The organism is Bradyrhizobium sp. USDA 3315 (genome assembly GCF_054056795.1).
This window is the reverse complement of sequence record NZ_JBSRYP010000001.1, coordinates 1,576,597-1,595,596: the sequence shown is the minus strand read 5'-3', so window position 1 is coordinate 1,595,596 and position 19,000 is coordinate 1,576,597. Positions and strand designations below refer to the sequence as shown.

General features: G+C 64.6%; 16 protein-coding genes. 8 read left to right on the top strand and 8 right to left on the bottom strand.

What is annotated here, in order from left to right; genetic code table 11:
- Position 1: 1 nt before the first annotated feature.
- Complete coding sequence (locus tag ACVIYL_RS07365; RefSeq protein ID WP_156436045.1) at positions 2–259, top strand: GCG_CRPN prefix-to-repeats domain-containing protein; 258 nt, start codon at positions 2–4, stop codon at positions 257–259.
- Positions 260–441: 182 nt separating this feature from the next.
- On the opposite strand, the gene ACVIYL_RS07360 is transcribed toward ACVIYL_RS07365, so the two are convergent.
- Complete coding sequence (locus ACVIYL_RS07360; protein ID WP_016843571.1) at positions 442–846, bottom strand: YccF domain-containing protein; 405 nt, start codon at positions 844–846, stop codon at positions 442–444.
- 219 nt (positions 847–1,065) lie between these two features.
- On the opposite strand from ACVIYL_RS07360, the gene ACVIYL_RS07355 reads away from it, so the two are divergent.
- Positions 1,066–1,704 (top strand): carboxymuconolactone decarboxylase family protein, encoded by a 639-nt coding sequence (locus tag ACVIYL_RS07355; RefSeq protein WP_456778119.1) that lies wholly within the window; start codon positions 1,066–1,068, stop codon positions 1,702–1,704.
- Positions 1,705–2,059: 355 nt separating this feature from the next.
- Here ACVIYL_RS07355 and ACVIYL_RS07350 read toward each other — a convergent pair whose 3' ends face one another.
- Positions 2,060–3,832, bottom strand: a complete 1,773-nt coding sequence (locus ACVIYL_RS07350; RefSeq protein WP_456778118.1) for a putative bifunctional diguanylate cyclase/phosphodiesterase — start codon at positions 3,830–3,832, stop codon at positions 2,060–2,062.
- Positions 3,833–4,036: 204 nt separating this feature from the next.
- Positions 4,037–4,999, bottom strand: a complete 963-nt coding sequence (locus ACVIYL_RS07345) for a sensor histidine kinase (protein ID WP_057015384.1) — start codon at positions 4,997–4,999, stop codon at positions 4,037–4,039.
- Between the two features lie 180 nt (positions 5,000–5,179).
- Between ACVIYL_RS07345 and ACVIYL_RS07340 the strand changes: the two genes are divergently transcribed.
- Entirely contained in the window at positions 5,180–6,022 is an 843-nt protein-coding gene (locus ACVIYL_RS07340) for an SDR family NAD(P)-dependent oxidoreductase (protein WP_456778117.1), read from the top strand.
- A gap of 462 nt (positions 6,023–6,484) precedes the next feature.
- On the opposite strand, the gene ACVIYL_RS07335 is transcribed toward ACVIYL_RS07340, so the two are convergent.
- Positions 6,485–7,726, bottom strand: coding sequence for an LLM class flavin-dependent oxidoreductase (locus ACVIYL_RS07335; protein WP_225648491.1), 1,242 nt, complete (start codon positions 7,724–7,726; stop codon positions 6,485–6,487).
- Between the two features lie 271 nt (positions 7,727–7,997).
- Between ACVIYL_RS07335 and ACVIYL_RS07330 the strand changes: the two genes are divergently transcribed.
- Both ACVIYL_RS07330 and ACVIYL_RS07325 read left to right on the top strand, forming a co-directional pair.
- Positions 7,998–9,404, top strand: coding sequence for an MFS transporter (locus ACVIYL_RS07330; protein ID WP_456778116.1), 1,407 nt, complete (start codon positions 7,998–8,000; stop codon positions 9,402–9,404).
- Positions 9,405–9,613: 209 nt separating this feature from the next.
- Positions 9,614–10,789 carry an extracellular catalytic domain type 1 short-chain-length polyhydroxyalkanoate depolymerase gene (locus tag ACVIYL_RS07325; RefSeq protein WP_456778115.1) on the top strand — a complete coding sequence of 392 codons (1,176 nt, stop codon included), beginning with the start codon at positions 9,614–9,616 and terminating at the stop codon, positions 10,787–10,789.
- On the opposite strand, the gene ACVIYL_RS07320 is transcribed toward ACVIYL_RS07325, so the two are convergent.
- Complete coding sequence (locus tag ACVIYL_RS07320; RefSeq protein ID WP_057015387.1) at positions 10,790–11,458, bottom strand: MBL fold metallo-hydrolase; 669 nt, start codon at positions 11,456–11,458, stop codon at positions 10,790–10,792.
- Positions 11,459–11,633: 175 nt separating this feature from the next.
- Between ACVIYL_RS07320 and ACVIYL_RS07315 the strand changes: the two genes are divergently transcribed.
- Positions 11,634–12,446 (top strand): RMD1 family protein, encoded by an 813-nt coding sequence (locus ACVIYL_RS07315; protein WP_057015413.1) that lies wholly within the window; start codon positions 11,634–11,636, stop codon positions 12,444–12,446.
- Positions 12,447–12,641: 195 nt separating this feature from the next.
- Positions 12,642–14,249 (top strand): alpha-amylase family glycosyl hydrolase, encoded by a 1,608-nt coding sequence (locus ACVIYL_RS07310; RefSeq protein ID WP_456778114.1) that lies wholly within the window; start codon positions 12,642–12,644, stop codon positions 14,247–14,249.
- Here the strand turns inward: ACVIYL_RS07310 and ACVIYL_RS07305 are convergent.
- Complete coding sequence (locus ACVIYL_RS07305) at positions 14,237–15,937, bottom strand: alpha-amylase family protein (RefSeq protein WP_456778113.1); 1,701 nt, start codon at positions 15,935–15,937, stop codon at positions 14,237–14,239. The genes ACVIYL_RS07310 and ACVIYL_RS07305 overlap by 13 nt on opposite strands.
- A 217-nt stretch (positions 15,938–16,154) precedes the next feature.
- Between ACVIYL_RS07305 and ACVIYL_RS07300 the strand changes: the two genes are divergently transcribed.
- Positions 16,155–16,640: an MmcB family DNA repair protein gene (locus ACVIYL_RS07300; RefSeq protein ID WP_456778112.1), complete on the top strand. Its 486-nt coding sequence runs from the start codon at positions 16,155–16,157 to the stop codon at positions 16,638–16,640.
- A 320-nt stretch (positions 16,641–16,960) separates the two neighbouring features.
- Here ACVIYL_RS07300 and ACVIYL_RS07295 read toward each other — a convergent pair whose 3' ends face one another.
- A complete protein-coding gene (locus ACVIYL_RS07295; protein WP_016845514.1) occupies positions 16,961–17,515 on the bottom strand; it encodes an ActR/PrrA/RegA family redox response regulator transcription factor in 555 nt (184 codons plus the stop codon).
- A 134-nt stretch (positions 17,516–17,649) separates the two neighbouring features.
- The gene (locus tag ACVIYL_RS07290; protein WP_028335612.1) at positions 17,650–18,969 is read right to left on the bottom strand and encodes an ActS/PrrB/RegB family redox-sensitive histidine kinase; all 1,320 of its coding nucleotides are present in this window, start codon (positions 18,967–18,969) and stop codon (positions 17,650–17,652) included.
- Positions 18,970–19,000: the final 31 nt, after the last annotated feature.

Sequence of the window (19,000 nt, the reverse complement as noted above, 5' to 3'; positions counted from 1 at the left end):
CATGAGAGCAGGTTTGATCACGCTTCTGACAGCCGGTGCCTTCCTCGGCTTGACCCCGGCCAACGCCGCAGAGGGATGCGGTGACGGTTGCCACAGGACCTCACGAGGTGCCTGCGTGATCGACGGCTGGGGCACCGCCGCGCGGGTCAGGAATGAGTGTCCCGCCACCTCGCGCCCGCGCCCGCCGTGTGGTGGCGCTGGCTTCGTCTGGCGGCGCGACTACCAGGCTTGCAGCCAGACCACGAAGGATTGGCTCTAGTGTGCTGAATGCGAAGTTCGTGCGATTTCGCGGCAGCCACTTTCACGAACTTCGCATTCATAAAGCACACTAGAATCAGAAGTTTGCTAGTGTCCTTATCGAATCCGAAGTTCGCTCCGAAGGTGCGGCAAATGATGCGAACTTCGGATTCGGGACACTAGCCGTCGACGGCCTGGCCAGCGTCACGCCGGCACGATCACCTTGCCGATCGGCCACAGCGCGATGCCGGCAAGCTTGAGATGCGCCCAGGCGAACGGGATGCCGATGATGGTCACCGCCAGCAGGATCGCGGTGATCACATGGCCGATCGCGAGCCACCAGCCGGCCAGGATGAACCAGATCAGATTGCCGATCACGCCGAGCGGTCCGGTACCGATGTCGGACGTGCCGGTCACCTCATCGCGGCGCACCGCACGCGAGCCGAACGGGAGCAGCGTGTAGACGGCGATGTTGAAGGCGGCGCGCGCCCAGGGCAGCCCGATAATGGTCACAGCCATGATCACGGCGGCGACCAGCCAGCCGAACGCCATCCACGCGCCGCCGATCAGGATCCAGAGGATGTTCAGGAGGATAGATACAGGCTGCATGGCTGACACCTTCGCGCCGCTTGGGACTGCTCTTTATATACGCCGCCGCCCGGCGCTGCGGTAGGTGTGGCCTAACCGCGCGCCTGCCGTGACGAGGCGCTTCACCGGCTGCCGGCGCCGAACGACAGCTGGCACCTCATTGCATCCATCGCGACGGCAACTAATCTCGCGCGACCGGGCAGGGCGCAAAGACGCCTGCACCGAAAAGGGAGAACAACAATGAGAACAATATTCGGAGCAGCGATCTTGGCGGCGCTGGCATTGTCGGTTTCGGCCGTGCGGGCCGACGACGCCGTGCGCTTCGCGCCGCTGAAGGCGGAGGAGCTGTCGCCGGCGCAAAAGGCCTGGGCCGACATGATCAGCGCGCCGCCGCGCAATGCCAAATTCACCGCGCCGCCCTACCGCGCCTATATCCGCAATCCCGATCTGGCGCCGAAGCTGTCGAACCTGTCGGAGTACCTGCGCTGGAATACCTCGCTGCCGGCACGGCTCAGCGAAATGGCGATCCTGATCACGGCGCGGCACTGGACTGCGCAATATGAATGGTCCGCGCACCATCCGCTGGCGATGAAGGGCGGGCTCGATCCGAAAATCGCGGACGCCATAGCCAAGGGCACGCGGCCCGAGAGCATGAAGGACGACGAGGCCGCGCTGTACGATCTCGGCATCGCGCTCTATCGCGACAAGAAAGTCAGCGACGCTGTCTACAAGGCGGCGCTAGATAAATTCGGCGAGCGCGGCATCACGGATATCATCGCCATCATGGGCTATTACGACATGGTCTCGATGATGCTGATCACGATGCAGGCCGGCCCCGCAAATAACGGCGTGCAGCCGTTGGCGGTGCTGGACAAGTAGCCGCATCTGCAGCGGTCTCAGGTTCTTACCTCTCCCGCCTGCGGGGAAGGTCGACGTGCGCGCAGCGCGCGGCGGGTGGGGGCTCTCTCCCCAATTATGACTCGTGGTGAAACCCCTACTCCAACCCTCCGCCGCAAGCGCAGGGCAATCGCATATGGCCGTTTGAGGCGATCGGAGTTCCCACAAACTCGTCATGCCCGGGCTTGTCCCGGGCATCCACGTCTTCGTTTCCACGCGAAGAAAAGACGTGGATGGCCGGGACAAGCCCGGCCATGACGGCGCGGAAGAATCGGTTCATTCCATATGCGATTCCCCTGCCCGCAAGCGGGAGAGGGAGCGCAGTCACGTCGCGCCCTTACCGCCGGAAACCGCTGGCGCGCGAATAGCCCTGGCGGCCTTCCTGGGCAGGGCGCGCGGCCATGCTGGCGCGCGTTTCGCTGGCGACCGGCGTCGCCGGCTTCAAATCCTCGAGGAAGATCGGCTTGGCGAAGTAATAGCCCTGGGCATAGCGGATCTTGGTCGCCGCCTGCAGATAGGTGAGCTCCTCGTAGGACTCGATACCCTCGGCGATCACGGTCATACCGAGCGCCTCGCTCAGCGATTCGATCGCGCGCAAGATGCCCTGGCTGCGCGGCCGCTGATGGATGTCGGTGATGAAGGAGCGATCGATCTTGATCTCGTCGGCGGTGATATCGGCGAGCGCCGACAGCGACGAATAGCCGATGCCGAAATCGTCGATCGAGATGCCGACGCCGATGCCGCGCAGGATCGGCAGGATCTGGTCCTGGAAATGCGACCGCGTCACGAACGCGTCCTCGGTCACCTCGATCATGAAGCGTTTCGGGAAGCCGGTCTCCTCGAGCGCGCGCGCGAACCGGCGCATGAATTCGAGGTTGGAGGCCTGCTTGGCGGCGACATTGATGCTGATCGTCGCCGTCGGACCGAACGTGTCGTTGATCAGGTCGATCGACTTGACGATCTCCGCCAGCACCAGGAACGTCAGCTCGTCGATCAGGCCGAGCTCGACCGCGAGATCGATGAAGGTGCCCGGCGCCTGGATCACACCCTCGTCGTCGCGCAGCCGCACCAGCGCCTCGATGCCCTTCACCTCCTGGGTGCGGATATCGACCTTGGCCTGAAACGCGCAGCAGAAGCGCTTTTCCAGGATCGCCAGCCGCAGCGACTGCTCGATCTTCATCCGCGCCAGCGCCTCGCGCTCCATGCTGTTGTCGAAGAACGCGGTCGAGCCCTTGCCGTTGTTCTTGACGCGGTACATCGCGATGTCGGCGTTCTGGCGCAGCGCCTCGTAGCTCCGGCCATGCATCGGATAGAGGCTGACGCCGATCGAGGTCGAGGCGAAGATCTCGGAGTCCTCGATGAAGAACGGCGCCTTCAGCCGCTCCTGCATGACATGGATGAATTCGGCGACTTCGTCATTGCCGCTGATCGGGTTGAGCAGCAGCAGGAATTCATCGCCGGAGATGCGCGACAGGATATCGGTGTCGCGCAGCGCGTGGCCGAGTCGCTTCGACAGCTCAACGAGCAGCGCATCGCCGATCGCATGGCCGTAATAGTCGTTGATGTGCTTGAAGTTGTCGACGTCGAGGAAGGCGAGCGCGAAATGGCCTTGCGAATCGTCGCGGATCAAGCCGTTGACGCGGTGCTCGATCACCCGGCGGGTCGGCAGGCCGGTCAGCTCGTCGTAATAGGCCGAGCGGAACAGCTGGTCCTCGAACGCCTTCTGCTCGCTGATGTCGGTCGAGGTCGAGATCAGGAGATTGCGACCCGCGATCCGGACCGGCCGGTGCGAGGTCAGGAACACGTATTTGGATGCGCCGCAGGAGAGCGTTTCCTCGAGCACCACCGGACGGCCGCTGCGCAGCAGGTCCAGGTTGGCGGCGTGGCGCTCGTCGACCGGGGACGCCTGGCTCGCACTGGCGGCCAGCTGCAGCTGGCTCGCGGCTGCTTCATTCACCAGGATGATCTGGCCCTGCTCGTCCTGGACGGTCACACCCGCCGGAAGGAGTTGGAGAAGGTCGCGCAGGATACGCAATTCATTGCCGGAAATATCGTCTTGGCCGGGCACTGCCGCGCCCGCCTGAAAATCGTGTCTGGTGAGACTATGCATGCGCCGACCTTGGCAAAGTCCGTTGTAGTTTTGGTTAAGCGGACCTGCGAAATGCCGTGACAGAATGAGACCGCGGCGGCTTTCGCAAGCCGTCGCGGCAATCGTAATTAACAGAGTATCAATGTCGGCCGCGACCGCTGGTGAAAGCGATTGCGCTGCGCGCGGTTGCATCAACACATGCGCGTGTGCCGGAAAGCCGACTTATCAACAGCTCGGAAGCTTGCACTGCATGGTGCAGTGAACACCGGTCTTCAGGTAACTGATCTCGGTCTTGCCGTCGAACGGCCGCAGCGCCGACTTGAGCAGCTTGGTGCCGAAGCCGGCTTCGCCGATCGTCTCGACCACTGGTCCCTCGGTCTCGTCCCAGATCACGTTGAGACGTCCATCGTCGACGGTCCATGACACTTGTAAAAATCCGCGCGGCGAGGAGAAGGCGCCGTATTTTCCGGCGTTGGTTGCGAGCTCATGGAAGATCAGCGCCAGCGAGACGGCGAGCTTGGCGGGCAGGAACAGCTGCTCGCCATTGAGGTTGAACCGCACGTGGCCGTAGGGCCCGAGTTCCGAGCGCAGCAAATCCTTGATATCGCAGCCATAGCCGTCGACCCGCGCGATCAGATCGTCGGTTGCCGAGAGCGCGCGGATGCGATGGTCGATGCGCTGCCAGACATCGGGCCGGTCCTGCAGCGCCTGATGCAGTACGGCATGAATGGTCGAGGACTTGTTCTTCAGCCGGTGCTGCAATTCGTCGACCACCACCTTGCGGTACTGCTCTTCCTCGATCAGCCGTTTGGAAACTTCGCGCTGCTGTGCGACCAGGGAACGGTAATGCTCGACGCCCCAGATCGCGATGCCGCACACAACCCAGAAGATCATCAGCAGCGCAAAGCGCGCAGGATCGGCGTGCGCGCCGCTGAAATTGAGCACGACGCCGAGCAGGCCGCTCGCCAGCGCAGTCGCGATCCCGATCCGGAAACCGCCAAGGGCGGTGGCAAAGAACACTGCCGGGAAATAGGGCGTGAAGAACACATCCGGCCGGATCTGGGCGAGCCCGAAGCGCGCGGCCGTGGCCAAAACGAGACAAAGCACCGCGAAGGCGACCGCAAGCCGCACCGACGGCTGGGCATCGCCCCGCCAACACGCCCTGAAATCGTCGATCCACTTCGCCATCGGTCGTCCCAGTTCACGTGAACAGGCGACCCAAAATAAGGCCGCTGCGACCGAAAAACCGCAGTTGTGGCCTTCTGGCCACAGGCGGACCTCGCGACCCGTGGCGGCTTGCAAGTGCTTGTATTGGCAGCAGGAGCTGGGGAATATCCGCAACATCATACGTAAGTTGAGGGGACCGACATGGGACGGCTGGACGGCAAGGTCGCGGTGATCACAGGGGCGACCAGCGGCATCGGGCTGCGCACGGCGGAGATCTTTGTCGCGGAGGGCGCGAAGGTCGTGATTGCCGGGCGCCGCGCGCCGGAGGGCGAGGCACTGGCGCAACAGCTCGGCGAGACCTGCGTGTTCCGTCAGACCGATGTCACGGTCGAGGAACAGATGCAGGCGCTGATCGCGCTTGCGGTCGAGAAGTTCGGCCGGATCGACTGCCTGTTCAACAATGCCGGCGGCCCGGCGCAGACCGGGGGCATCGAAGGCCTCGACGTCGAGCGGTTCGACGCCGCGATGGCGACGCTGGTGCGCAGCGTCATGCTCGGCATGAAGCATGCTGCGCCCTCCATGCGCAAACAGGGCTCCGGCAGCATCATCAACAATGGCAGCATCGCCGGACGGCTCGCCGGCTTCTCGTCGTCGATGGTCTATGGCGCCGCGAAGGCCGCGGTGATCCATTTCACCAAATGCGTGGCAATGGAGCTCGGCGAGTCCGGCATCCGCGTCAACTCGATCTCGCCCGGCGCGATCGCCACCGGCATTTTCGGCAAGGCGCTCGGATTGTCGACGGAAGCAGCCGAGAAGACCGCGGCCGTGATGCGCGAGGTCTACAAGGCGGCGCAGCCCATCCCGCGCGCCGGCCTGCCCGACGACATCGCGCATGCCGCGGTGTTCCTGGCGAGCGACGAGTCGAGCTTCATCAACGGCCATGACCTCGTGATCGACGGCGCCATCACCGGCGGCCGCAACTGGAGCCAACAGCAGGCCGGCTACGTCGCGCTGCGCAAGGCGTTCGATCAGGGCGCGGGGTAGCAGCATCCGTCATTGCGAGCGGGGCGACTTGTCCGCCGAAGCCTTGGCGAAGGCGGAAGTAATCCATCGCGCACTGCCGATTCCTTCAGGGCGAGGAAAAAGTATGAAGCGCGTCTTGATCACGGGCATGTCTGGAACGGGGAAATCGTCCGCGATCGAAGAGTTGGTTGCGCGAGGTCATCAGGCTTACGACCTTGACACACCCGAATGGTCTCACTCGCACGCGGCATGTGCGGGTGATGACGCCGCATTGTTTGGCGTCTTGAAGCGCAAACCATCCCCGCCGTCGTCCCGGCGAAGGCCGGGACCCATTACCCCGATTGGTCATTGTTGAGCGATGCTGGAACGACGAGTCCCGTTCACAACACCCGCCGCGGAGTATGGGTCCCGGCCTTCGCCGGGACGACGGCGGTGGATGTGGCGCGGGCTGGCGTTCTTTCTTCCTCCAGGAAGGGTCGCAAATCACGCCTTCTGTTTCGCCGCGGCCTTCGCAAGATCCGGCGCATTCACCGCGGGGATCGCGACGCGGCCGGGGCCGGTTTGTTGAAGCGCAGCGGCGGCCTTGTCGTTCTGCATGATCTTGGCCATCACAGCCTGGCCGGCGCGTTCGAACACGGCGCGGTTGTCGATCAGGAACTGGCGCGACTTGCGCAGGCCGTCGATATAGCCGTTGATCTCGGGCACGACATAGCGCGCGACCATGTCCCAGCTGCGGCGGGTGTTTTCCGGATTGGCCCAGTCGTGCGCGAAGCCGATGATCGAGCCGACGCCGCCCGACACATCGACCAGATTCTTGATCATCTTGATCAGATCATCCGGCGTGCCGATGGTGGACGCGGCGCCTTCGACGAACGCGGTCTTGTCGACGGCCTCATCGGGCGAGGAGAATGCGGTCAGGCCCGGCCGCATCAGGGTGCCGACGTTATATTCGTTGTGCCAGCGCATCAGCCCGGCGCCGGCCTCGCGCCGCGCCTGCTCGCGGGTCTCGGCGATGTGCCAGGACAGCAGCACGCGCCAGTTGGCGCGGCTCACCGTGGTGCCGGCCTTCTTGGCGGCGTCCTCGGCGAACTGCCATTGCTGCGGCAGCGCCATCAGGCCCTGGGTCGACATCGAGCCCAGCGAGATGATGCCGATGCCGTATTTGCCGGCGAGCGTCATGCCCGACGGCGAGATCTGCGAGGCCACCACGAACGGCATGTCCTCCTGCAGCGGCAGGATCTGCAGCGCGGCGTCGTGCATCTCGAACCAGTCGGTCTTGGCGGTGACGCGCTCGCCGTTGAACAGGCGGCGGATCACCGCGATCGCCTCGTCCTGGCGGTCGCGCTGGGTCATCGGGTCGATGCCGAGCGTATGGGCGTCGGAGGCGAGCGCACCAGGGCCGGAGCCGAAGATGGCACGGCCGCCGGTCATGTGGTCGAGCTGCACCATGCGCTGCGCGACGTTGAAGGGGTGATGATAGGGCAGCGAGATCACGCCGGTGCCGAGCTTGATGCGCTTGGTGCGCTCGCCGGCCGCGGCCAGGAACATCTCCGGCGAGGCGATGGTCTCCCAGCCCGAGGAGTGGTGCTCGCCGCACCAGAATTCGTCGTAACCGAGCGCGTCGAGCTGCTCGACGAAATCGAGGTCGCGGCGGAATTGCAGCATCGGATGCTCGCCGATCGGGTGATGCGGGGCGAGGAAGGCTCCGAACTTGAGGCGCGCCATGGGTCGTTCTCTCCGGACTATTGTTATCGGGGCTTTCCGCCAACCTACGGGGTGCCCCGGGGCAAGGCAATGCTCCGAGGCTGCGGCGCCCGCATGGTTGTTGCGCAAATCGGCGGCGATTGCCGCCGTCCGGAATGTTTCCCAGCGCGTCAACGCAAATTGGCAGCCGGGGCTCGAGCGTCTGTGATCCCGGGCTTACCTCGCAGGTAATCGAAGCGATGACCGGAATCTGCTGATGTCCGCCGTAACGTCATTTCGGGCAGGACAGGACATGCACCAGATCGTTTCGACGCGAGCGGACACGTCCCGCCGCTGGTGGGTGCTGGCGATCGTGGTGTCGGCGCAATTCATGTTCGGTGTCGATGCCTTCATCGTCAACGTCGCGATCCCGACGATCGCGGCGGAGCTGCACGCGACGCCGGCGCAGATCGAGGCCGTGATCGCGATCTACCTGATCGCCTATGCCACGCTGGTGGTCACCGGCGGCCGGCTTGGCGACATCCATGGCACCAGGAACGTGTTCATCGCCGGCGTCGCCGGATTCTCGGTGACCTCGCTGTGGTGCGGTCTCGCGCAGTCCGGGCCCGAGCTCATCGTCGCGCGGCTCGCGCAGGGTGCAACCGCGGCGCTGATGGTGCCGCAGGTGCTGGCGACGCTGCATCTGCTGTTCTCAGACGCCAGCCGCGCGCGGGCGTTCGGCATCTACGGCATCGTGCTGGGGCTCGCGGGAGCCGCCGGCTTCATGCTCGGCGGCGTGCTGGTGACGCTCGATCTCGCCGGCCTCGGCTGGCGCGCGGTGTTTTTCGTCAACGTGCCGTGCGGCGTCGTCATCATCGCGGCGGCATTGAAGATCATGCCGACGGTGCCGCGCCGCGCCGGCACGCGGCTCGATATCCCGGGCGCGATCGTGCTGTTCGCGGGCCTGCTGTGCCTGATCGGTCCGCTGCTGTTCGGCCACGATCTCGGCTGGACGGCATGGGTGTGGTTGGTGATGGCCGTGGGCATCGCCGTGATCGCGACTTTCGTACGGCTCGAGCGGTCCGTCGCGCGCCGCGGCGGCATGCCTCTGATCGATCTGTCGCTGCTGTCGGATCGCGCCTTCATGCGCGGGCTGGTCGCGGTGTTTTTCTTCTTCTTCGCCAACCTGTCCTTTTATCTCATCATGACCATGTTCATGCAGAAGGGCCTGCAGATTCCGCCGCTTCAGGCTGGGCTGGTGTTCGTGCCGCTGGCGCTGACCTTCGTGGTTGCCTCGCGTCACAGCGGCGTGCGCGCAAGGCATCGCGGCACGCTGGTGCTGATCGAGGGCTGTGCGCTGCAGATCGTCGGTCTCGCCGTGCTCGTCGCGACAATTGAGGTGGTCGCGGCACCGTCGGCACTGCTGCTCGCGCTGGCGCTGATGATCTTCGGCTACGGCCAGGGGCTTGTCATGGCGCCATTGTCGAGCGCGGTGCTCGCGAGCGTGCGGCCCGCGAGCGCCGGTGCCGGCTCCGGCATGTACGGCACGACGACGCAGATCGGCAACGCGGCCGGCGTTGCCGCGATCGGCGCAGTCTTCTTCGCAATCGAGAGCACGATGTCAGCACGTCTGGCGCTGTTTGCGGCATGCGCATTGTTTGTGCTGTCGATCGCCATTTCAGCCGCATTTCTGTCATGGATGCGCCGCGCCACGGCGTGAATCCGGCGGCACGCGGCGCGCATTCCTGAAAAGTTGATGCTCAAACAAGGTGCTACGGCAACTATTTCGGCCGACTCGCAGCGCGATCACGCATTAACGCCGATTCTCACAATTCCGCAGGGAAAGACAGCACACGGCCTTTTCATTTTGCAGTGCAGCAATTATCTGATCGGGTGACACAGAAGACCAAATCACCTCAGGAGTTGCTGTTGTCCCTGATCAACAACGTCGAATTTCTGCGTCATCTGCCGAAGATGAGCGCGTTCGGCGGCCTTGGCGCACTCGCGCCGGCCGTGCCGACGCCGCTCGTCGAGACGACCGAATTCGGCGTCAACCCCGGCGATCTGAAGATGTTCTCGTTCGTGCCCGCGCAGCTGGCGCGGTCGCCCGCGCTCGTCGTGGTGCTGCATGGCTGCGGCCAGACTGCCGCGTCCTACGATCACGGTGCCGGCTGGTCGGCGCTTGCGGCGCATTACGGCTTCGCGCTGCTGATGCCGGAGCAGCAGTCTTCCAACAACGGCAACACCTGCTTCAACTGGTTCAACCCGCAAGACATCGCGCGCGGGCAGGGCGAGGCCGCGTCGATCAGGCAGATGATCGCGCATCTGGTCGGCACGCATGAGATCGACCCGCGCCGCATCTATGTGACGGGTCTGTCCGCCGGCGGCGCGATGGCCTCGGTCATGCTCGCGACCTATCCGGATGTGTTCGCTGCCGGCGCCATCATCGCCGGCCTGCCGTTCGGCGTCGCCACCGATCTGCGCGAAGCGCTGCACGCGATGATGCATGGCAGCGCGCTGTCCGCGCCCGAGCTCGGCGGTCTGGTGCGCAACGCGTCCACGCATGGCGGCGCATGGCCGAAGATTTCGGTGTGGCACGGCAGTGCCGACCGCACCGTGCACCCCGGCAACGCCGATGCGATCGTCCGCCAGTGGCTCGACGTGCACGGCCTGCCGCTTGCCGCGATGTCGAAGGCGGATGTCGACGGCCATCCGCGCGAGGTGTGGTGGAACGCCGACGGCGAAACCTTGGTCGAGTCCTACACCATCGCCGACATGGCGCATGGCACGCCGCTCGGGCTTGCCGACAATGACGAGCGCTATGGCGTGGAGGGCGCGTTCCTGATCGAGGCCGGGATCTCCTCGTCCTATCACATCGCGAGCTTCTTCGGCCTGACCGACAAGGTCCGTCAGCCGCATATCGCGCCGACCGGAATTCCGCGCGAGCGCGCCGACACGGTCTCGATGACGGTACCGGTGCCCGCGGCCGAGCCGGAGGTGGCGTCCGGCCGCAAGAGCGATCGGCAGCGCAAGCGACGGAGCAAGGGTGTCGATGTCGGCGGTGTCATCACGCGGGCGCTCACCGCTGCGGGGCTGATGAAGTAGCTACATCTCGCCGGTCAGAAACGGATTCGTCATCCGCTCTTGGCCGATGCTCGATCCGGCGCCATGGCCGCAGATGAAGCCGACATCGTCGCCGAGCGGCAGCAGCTTGTCCTTGATCGACTGGATCAGCGTCGGATGGCTGCCCCCGGGCAAATCGGTGCGTCCGACCGAGCCGGCGAACAGCACGTCGCCGACATGGGCGAAGCGCAGCTCCTTGTTGAAGAACACCACGCTGCCCGGTGAGTGGCCGGGGCAGTGCAGGATGTCGAAGGTGAGGTCGCCGATCGAGACCTGATCGCCCTCATCGAGCCAGCGGTCTGGCCCGAAATTGCGTACCCCGGTCATGCCGAAGCGCGCGCCGCTCGAGACGACATTGTCGAGCAGATATTTGTCGGCGATGTGCGGGCCCTCGATCTTGACCTGCAGCGCGTCGCGCAGTTCGGCGGCGCCGCCGACATGGTCGATATGACCGTGGGTGAGCCAGATCTTCTCGACCGTCACGCCGGTCTGCTTGATCGCAGCCTGGATCTTCGGCACGTCGCCGCCGGGGTCGATCACCACGGCCTTCTTGGTGGGCTCGTGCCAGATGATGGTGCAGTTCTGCTCGAACAGCGTCACCGGTACGATGATCGCGCCGGCCTTCGGTTTGGTGTCGGTTGTCTCGTTCATGGGGGCACCATAGGCTTCCGGGAAACGTCGTCAACACGCGCTGGAAATGCGGCTGCCCCGGCGTGTGATCCCAAAACGGACCGTGATAAGGTCACCTCCAGCAGAAGAAGTTCGTGAGCGGGCCGGTACGCGGCTGCTCTCGATCATGATTCAAGTCATCGCAGTCCGGAACTTCATGACCCAGGCTTCCAAATCACCGCTCGGCGGACCCCGGACCACCGCGCGCGCCTTCTTCGTCGCAGACCGCATCAACACGTCCGGTCTCGAGCGCGGCGACGTGCTGGCCACGACGCCGCTGGCGTTTCGCGTCAATGAAAACGGCGTGGCGATCCTGTTCCGCTACGGCGTCGTCGTGCTGATCGGCCTCAATGCGCTGGAGGAGGATGAATTCCTGCGCAGCCTGCAGTCGCGCATGACCGGCCTGTTCACGCGGCGCGAGGAGGAGATCGCAATCATCGAGCTCGCCGCCGAGAAGGAGGATCAGATTCCGCCGGGCGGCCCGATCTATCTGCAGGGCCTCTCGCCGGAGCGGCTGATCCTGGTCGGCGAGGCGTTGGCGAAAAGCGTGGTGCTGGCGCGGCACGAGCGCGAGGTCCGGGCAGTCTTCGACACGACCGAGCCGCTTGCGCGTGAGCTCGCCAAGGGCGGCCGCGTCCATCGCGGACGCGTTGCGATCCTCAAGCACATCGGCAACGCGCTGCTGGTGCGGCATCGCGTGGCCGGACCGGTGGAAGTGTCGGAGAAGCCCGATATCCTCTGGGACAAGCCGCAGCTCGAGCGCCTCTATGCCCGGCTCGAGGACGAGTATGAATTGAAGGAGCGTGCGGAATCGCTGAACCGCAAGCTCGCAGTCGTTGCCGAAACCGCGCAGGTGCTGACCGACATCATCGACACCAGCCGCTCGCTGCGGCTGGAGCTGATCATCGTCTTCCTGATCCTGTTCGAGGTGCTGATCACCATCTATCAGCTGGCGATGGCCCGCCACTAAGACACCTTGCGAACGGCGTAGCCCGGATGCAGCGCAGCGAAGTCCGGGAGCTTCGTCAGCCGGTCCAGTGGCCCCGGATTGCGCTTCGCTGCATCCGGGCTACGGCGCCATTTTTCCGTCCCGAATTGTGCGTCATCCCTGAACCTCCGGACAACCCCGGGGACACGGGGCGGACCACGAGCGAGGGGGAATAGGATGGATCAGGACAACAGGGACTGGTGGCGACGCGGCATCTTCTATCAGGTCTATCCGCGCTCATTTCAAGACAGCGACGGTGACGGCGTCGGCGATCTCAAGGGGATCATCACGCGGCTGCCCTATCTGACGCGGCTTGGCGTCGACGCGGTCTGGCTGTCGCCGATCTTCCCGTCGCCGATGGCCGATTTCGGTTACGATATCTCCGATTACACCGGCATCGACCCGCTGTTCGGGACGATGGAGGATTTCGACGCGCTGGTCGCGGCCGCGCACGATTCCGGCCTCAAGCTGATCCTCGATCTGGTGCCGAACCACACATCCGACCAGCACCAATGGTTCATCGAGGCGAAGAACTCGCGCGATAACCCTAAGCGCGACTGGTACATCTGGCGCGATCCGGCGCCGGACGGCGGCCCGCCCAACAACTGGCTGTCCGAGTTCGGCGGCAGCGCCTGGGCGTATGACGAGGCCTCAGGCCAATACTATTATCACGCCTTCCTCGCGCAGCAGCCCGATCTCAACTGGCGCAATCGCGAGGTCAGGGACGCGATCTACGACGTGATGCGCTTCTGGCTGCGCAAGGGTGTCGACGGTTTTCGCGTCGACGTGATCTGGCACCTGATCAAGGATGCCGACTTCCGCGATAACCCGACAAACCCGCATTATCGCGCGGACCGGCCGCCGCACGAGAAGCTGCTGACGCAATATTCGACCGATCAGCTCGAGGTGCACACCGTCATCACCGAGATGCGCGGCGTCACCGAGGAATTCGACAACCGCGTGCTGATCGGCGAGATCTATCTGCCGCTGCATCGGCTGGTCGCCTATTACGGCAACGATCTGCGCGGCGCGCAGATGCCGTTCAACTTTGCGCTGCTGTCGACCTTGTGGAGCGCGCGATCGGTCGAGATGATCATCGCCGACTACGAAAAGGCGCTGCCGCCGGGGGCATGGCCGAACTGGGTGCTCGGCAACCACGATCGGCCGCGGGTGGCGAGCCGGGTGGGGCCGGCGCAGGCGCCGGTCGCCGCGATGCTGCTGCTGACGCTGCGCGGCACGCCGACGCTCTATTACGGCGACGAGATCGGCATGCGCCAGGTTGCGATTGCGCCGGATCAGGTGCGCGATCCCTTCGAGAAGAACGTGCCGGATATCGGCGTCGGCCGTGACGGCTGCCGCACGCCGATGCAATGGAGCGCCGAGCGCCATGCCGGCTTCTCGACGGCTCCGCCGTGGCTGCCGCTGGCGCAGGATTTTGCCAGCGACAATGTCGCAAGTCTCGAAGCCGAGAGGACGTCGATCCTCAATCTCTACAAGGCGCTGATCGCGCTACGGCGAAGGCTGCCGCAGCTCGTCCATGGCAGCTATGAGCCGGTGGCGGCGCACGGTGATGTGCTGCTCTACCGGCGGCGCAGCACCGAGGGCGTGGCCGTGATCGCGCTGAACTTCGGCGCGGCCGCCGCGTCGGTCTCCTCGAGCGCGATCGGCTTCAGCAATGAAGTCCTGCTGTCGACCTTGATGGACCGGCAGGGCGAGAAGGTCGAAGGCGTGCTCGATCTGCGCCCCAATGAGGGCGTGATCCTCGGACCACATCAGGACGATTGACGCCGGGTGCGGGGCTCCATGGTATCGATGTCGCTGCGCTTGAGCAGATAGTCGAGCCCGCCGACCCGATACCAGCGATAGCCGTAGGCCTCGATCAGAAGCTTGTGGCGACCGGCCTCGTCGGCGCGGCTGTGGTCCTCGGTCAGGAGATTGACGAGGAGTTTGCCGGCGTCGTCGGGCAGCCCGACGTTGAACGATATCTCGAGCGGCTTTTCCGCGAAGTTGTGCACGAACAGCACCGAGTTGTTACGCCAGTCGTACCGGATGATCAGGATGGCGGGGTTTCGGCTTGCGATAACCTTGAAATCTCCCCAGCCGACCTCGGGGACTTCCTTGCGCATACGGACGATGCGCTCGGTCGAGTTCAGCATCGAATTGGGGTCGCGCCGTTGCTTGGCCGCGTTGACGTGCTCATAGCCATACGGTCCATTGTCGATGACGGGCACACATGGCCGATCGCTCTCGGTGAAGCCGGCGTGTGGCTCGGTCGACCATTGCATCGGTGTGCGCGCGCAACCGCGTTCGGGCAGGTCGAGATTGTCGCCCATGCCGAGCTCATCGCCGTAGCGGATCACGGGCGTGCCGGGAAGCGTGCACATCACGCTGTAAGCGAGCTCGATGCGTCGGCGGTCGCCGCCCAGCATGGGCGCAAGCCGTCGCCGGATGCCCCGGTCGTAGAGCTGCATGCTCTTGTCGGCACCGAATGCCTCGAACACCGTCTCGCGCTGCGGCTTCGACAGGCGGCCGAGGTCGAGTTCATCATGATTGCGCAGGAACAAGCCCCATTGTGCGGTCGCGGGCCGTGGCTTGGTCGCCGTCAGTGCCTTCGCCAACGGCTTCGTATCCGCCGACGCCAGCGCGTAGAACAGATGCTGATTGACGTGGAAGTTGAACATCATGTGCATCCGGTCGCCGTCACGCCCGAAATATTCCATGTCCGTCTCGGGCAATACGTTGGCTTCAGCGAGGATGATCGCGTTGCCCTGGCGCCATTGCAGGAATTCCCGAAACGATCGCAGCATGTCGTACTGCTCGACCGGCTTGCGCCTGGAGGCGCCCTTGGTCGCGATCACGAAGGGCACGGCGTCCATGCGGAAGCCCGAGACGCCGAGCTGAATCCAGAACCCCATGATCTTGAGGATCTCGGCCTGCACATGCGGGTTCGATGTGTTGAGGTCCGGCTGGAAATCGTAGAAGCGATGAAAGTACCAGGCGCCGGCTTGCTTGTCGCGCGTCCAGGTCGATTTCTGAACGCCGGGAAACACCATGCCGGTGTTGGCATTGGCGGGCTTCCTGTCCGACCAGACATACCAGTCGCGGTACGGCGAGTCCTTCGAGCTGCGCGCTGATCGAAACCAGGCGTGCTGATCCGAGGTGTGATTGACGACGAGGTCGATGATGACGCGGATGCCGCGCTGCTGGCAGCCATGGGTAAATTCAACGAAATCGCCCAGCGTGCCGTAGCGCGGATCGACGTCGTAATAATCCGAGATGTCGTAGCCGTCGTCCCTGTTGGGCGAAGGCTGAAACGGCATCAGCCAGATCGCGGTGATGCCGAGCCCGTGCAAATAGTCCAGGCGCCGGAGCAGGCCGCTGAAATCACCGATGCCATCGCCGTTGGCATCCATGTAGGTGCCAACCGACAGGCAGTAGATCACTCCGTTCTTGTACCAGAGGTCGTCGATCACCAGGCAATCCTCACCAGTCCACCTGTGGCGGCGGCCGGGAGGATAAGCGGTGAGGCGGCGACGGGTTCCTGTGGAGCGCCGTCCCGCAACGGAGCCGGACGACGCTCCGTGCCGGCCTGACGCTGCCGCGCTCTATCGGTGGGAGCATGATCTCCGCGGAAAGCCCGCTTCCACTTTTCCGGATCATGCGCTCGTGGAATCGGCTAATCTTCGCTCTATGGACTCATCCGCCCGCCAGATCGCGCTTGTGCCCGCGCCCGACCGACGCCAGTCGGAGACCGCGCTTGCGATCGCGCGCGGCACGGCGAGGCTTCTGAGATCGCTGGGATTTTCCTGCATCAGCGAATTGCCGCTGCCGTCCGGCCGAAGAGCCGATCTGGTCGCGCTGAACGAGCGCGGCGAGATCTGGATCGTCGAGATCAAGTCGTCGGTCGAGGATCTGCGCGCCGACCAGAAATGGCAGGACTACCGCATGCATTGCGACCGGCTGTTCTTCGCCTTCACGCAGGATCTGCCGTGCGAGATCTTCCCGGAGGACACCGGTTTGATCATCGCCGACGCCTATGGCGCGCATCTGCATTGCGAGGCGCCGGAGCATCGCCTGCCGGCGGTCACGCGCAAGGCGATGACGGTGCGCTTTGCCATGGCCGCGGCGCAGCGCATCAACCGCCTGGTCGATCCGCAGGGGCACGCCGAGTTTTAGCGAAGAACATTGCTGTTGCCCCGTCATCCCCGCGCAAAGGCCTCGCCTTTGGCGCTGGAGGCGCGAGCGCAGCGAGCCTCGAAGGATGAATCGGCCCGGCTGGTGGCCGTCGACCCTTCGAGACGCGCGCAAGGGCGCGCTCCTCAGGGTGACGGACAGCTTGTTGGATTCCGTAGGATGGGTAGAGCGAAGCGAAACCCATCACTTGCCGCCGCGGCGTGAAGTTGGTGGGTTTCGCTTCGCTCTACCCACCCTACGAAGCGACGAAAAGCAAATGGCCGGGACGAGCCCGGCCATCGCGAAATCAAATGAAGCGTCGCTTACCGCGGGGCGCGCTTTGCGAGGATGCGCTGCAAGGTGCGGCGGTGCATGTTGAGGCGGCGCGCGGTCTCCGAGACGTTGCGGTTGCACATCTCGTAGATGCGCTGGATGTGCTCCCAGCGCACGCGGTCCGCCGACATCGGATTGGCCGGCAGCTCGGACTTCTCGGTGCCGGTCGCGAGCAGCGCGGCGACGACGTCATCGGCGTCGGCGGGCTTCGAGAGATAATCGACGGCGCCCATCTTCACCGCGGTGACGGCGGTGGCGATGTTGCCGTAGCCGGTCAGCACGATCGCGCGCGCCTCGGGGCGCTTGCGCTTCAACGCCGAAACGACGTCGAGGCCGTTGCCGTCGCCGAGGCGGAGATCGACGACCGCGAAAGCGGGCGCGGCGCGGCCGATCTCGGCGAGACCATCAGATACCGTGTCGCATGACTTCACCGCGAAACCCCGCGTCTCCATCGCGCGCGACAGGCGTTCCAGGAACGGCTTGTCGTCCTCGACGATGAGGAGCGAGCGGTCGGCATGGTCATTCAGTTCAGTGATGGCGTTCACGATCCATTTTTCCCTGTGGCAGACCCCTATTATATGGGGTCCTACTGCGGCGCTGCCAAGGCAGCCGAAAGTCGCGTGCTTGTCTGGAAAGAGCAATGCATCCGTAATGCCAGGGTCGCGATTAAGAATCGTTCTTAGGATTCGGTTTCGTCGCCAGGCGCAGCTTCCTCGAAGCGCTCGCGCGGCCAGACGATCTGCACCACGGCGCCGTGATCGGGAAAGGTGCGATTGGTAAACGACACCTTGGCGCCGGTACGTTCCAGCAGCGTCCTTGCGATGAAAACGCCCAGACCCAGGCCCCCACGTGGGTTTTGGGCCTCATCCGCACCTCGGCGACGCGACAGATACGGCTCGCCGATCCGCTTCAGCATGTCGGGCGCGATGCCCGGACCGTCGTCGGAGACGACGACTTCAACGGTCTCGGCGTTCCACCACGCGTTCACCTCGACGGTCTGGTGCGCGAAATCGACCGCATTTTCGAGAATGTTTCCGACGCCATAGAGGATCGCCGGATTGCGCGCGGCGACCGGTTCGGGCGTTGCTGCGACAGCAAGCCGCACCTTGATGTTGATGCCGAAATCGCGATGCGGCGCCACCGCCTCCTCGATCAAGGTCGACAGCTTCATGGTGTCGAACGGCGCACCGCTCGATGACAATTGCGCGATCTTGCTCAGGATGTCGCGGCAGCGCTGCGCCTGCTCGCGCAGGGTCTTGAGGTCGCCGGCGATCGCCTGGTCATGCACCGTCTTCTCGAGCTCGCGCGAGATCAGGAAGATCGTCGACAGCGGCGTGCCGAGCTCGTGCGCGGCGGCGGCGGCGAGGCCGTCGAGCTGGGTCAGATGCTGCTCGCGCGTCAGCACCAGCTCGGTCGCCGCGAGCGCATCGGAGAGCTGGCGTGCTTCCTCGGTCACCTGGAATGCGTACAGACTGGTGACGCCGATCGCGAGCAGGATCGAAAGCCAGACGCCGATCAGATAGATCGGCGGCAGCACCAAGGGATCGTCGGCATCCCAGGGCAGAGGCAGATGGTAGAAGAACAGCGCCGAGGCGCAGGCGACCGCAAGACAGCCGAGCGCGATCGTCAGCCGGATCGGCAGCACGGTGGCCGAGATCAGGACCGGCGCCAGGAACAGGAACGAGAACGGGTTCTGCAGCCCGCCGGTGAAGTACAGGAGCCCGCCGAGCTCGACGATGTTGAACGCGAGCAGGGCCGCGGCATAGGCCGGCTCCAGCCGCTGCATCGGGTTGAAGGCGATCTGCAGCGCCAGATTGAGCAGCGCCGAGAACGTCACGATGGTGACGCAGGGGACGATCGGAACGTCGAATTCCAGTCCCTGCGCCACGATGAAGATGGCGACGAGCTGGCCGAGCGCGGCGAGCCAGCGCAGCCGCAGGATCGTATCCAGGCGGACGTAGCGGCGGGGTTGGCGGAAATCGGAAGCGACGTCGGTCATCCCGGGACCTTAGCTGTGCCGTGGGCGGCGC

Bases quoted from the DNA above. Each gene is read 5' to 3' on its own strand.
- ACVIYL_RS07310 (WP_456778114.1), top strand. From the start codon at position 12,642: ATGGATCAGGACAACAGGGACTGGTGGCGACGCGGCATCTTCTATCAG.
- ACVIYL_RS07300 (WP_456778112.1), top strand. From the start codon at position 16,155: ATGGACTCATCCGCCCGCCAGATCGCGCTTGTGCCCGCGCCCGACCGA.
- ACVIYL_RS07365 (WP_156436045.1), top strand. From the start codon at position 2: ATGAGAGCAGGTTTGATCACGCTTCTGACAGCCGGTGCCTTCCTCGGC.
- ACVIYL_RS07330 (WP_456778116.1), top strand. From the start codon at position 7,998: ATGCACCAGATCGTTTCGACGCGAGCGGACACGTCCCGCCGCTGGTGG.
- ACVIYL_RS07340 (WP_456778117.1), top strand. From the start codon at position 5,180: ATGGGACGGCTGGACGGCAAGGTCGCGGTGATCACAGGGGCGACCAGC.
- ACVIYL_RS07350 (WP_456778118.1), bottom strand. From the start codon at position 3,832: ATGCATAGTCTCACCAGACACGATTTTCAGGCGGGCGCGGCAGTGCCC.
- ACVIYL_RS07355 (WP_456778119.1), top strand. From the start codon at position 1,066: ATGAGAACAATATTCGGAGCAGCGATCTTGGCGGCGCTGGCATTGTCG.
- ACVIYL_RS07360 (WP_016843571.1), bottom strand. From the start codon at position 846: ATGCAGCCTGTATCTATCCTCCTGAACATCCTCTGGATCCTGATCGGC.
- ACVIYL_RS07335 (WP_225648491.1), bottom strand. From the start codon at position 7,726: ATGGCGCGCCTCAAGTTCGGAGCCTTCCTCGCCCCGCATCACCCGATC.
- ACVIYL_RS07315 (WP_057015413.1), top strand. From the start codon at position 11,634: ATGACCCAGGCTTCCAAATCACCGCTCGGCGGACCCCGGACCACCGCG.
- ACVIYL_RS07290 (WP_028335612.1), bottom strand. From the start codon at position 18,969: ATGACCGACGTCGCTTCCGATTTCCGCCAACCCCGCCGCTACGTCCGC.
- ACVIYL_RS07345 (WP_057015384.1), bottom strand. From the start codon at position 4,999: ATGGCGAAGTGGATCGACGATTTCAGGGCGTGTTGGCGGGGCGATGCC.
- ACVIYL_RS07320 (WP_057015387.1), bottom strand. From the start codon at position 11,458: ATGAACGAGACAACCGACACCAAACCGAAGGCCGGCGCGATCATCGTA.